Source organism: Virgibacillus carmonensis (assembly GCF_057836705.1).
Window position 1 is genome coordinate 1 of record NZ_JBYQFJ010000283.1, and the last position, 590, is coordinate 590.

The 590-nt window shown below is 40.0% G+C and carries 1 pseudogene; it reads left to right on the plus strand.

What is annotated here, in order from left to right:
- Window positions 1–327, plus strand: a pseudogene (locus tag AC3G7N_RS21890) (TetR/AcrR family transcriptional regulator); the annotation flags it as partial.
- Window positions 328–590: the final 263 nt, after the last annotated feature.

Sequence of the window (590 nt, forward strand, 5' to 3'; positions counted from 1 at the left end):
TCACCCGTTAGAAATTCCAAAGACTCCATTGTATGGTCCTTGGCGGAAGCCCACCTTGATTGGATTCGAAAACATGACACGAACGGATGCATGTTTTTACGGGCTAAAGAAGAGTTTTCTTCCAATGATAATTATGAGATTGTCCAATACGTAAATGCGCATAAAAGATCATTATTGGCTTTTTTTGAAGAACTTGGCTTCAACCATAGTGAGGCCGCACAATTGGTGTTGGTGTTTGAAGGTGCCACTGCTTTATCGGAAACCCTGAATGTAGATGACGTGGCTATGGCATTTAGGAATTCCATAAAGTCTATGGGATTCCACTAAAAGTCGAATAGGACACTAGTAAGAAGGAAAAATCTTGGGCGGTCTCTACTTGGAGATTTTTCTTTTTACCGGGAGTAGATTGACCGTTCTATATATTAAGAGGTGTTGTTAATGGATCCAAAAAAGTTAATCATGGCTGGTTTACCGATGATTGCGGTAACTTATGGGTTTGCAAGGTTTAGTTATGGATTAGTTCTCCCTTATTTACGTGAGTCGCTGGATATCAATCCATCTGTGGCAGGAATAATTTCTTCGTTATCGTA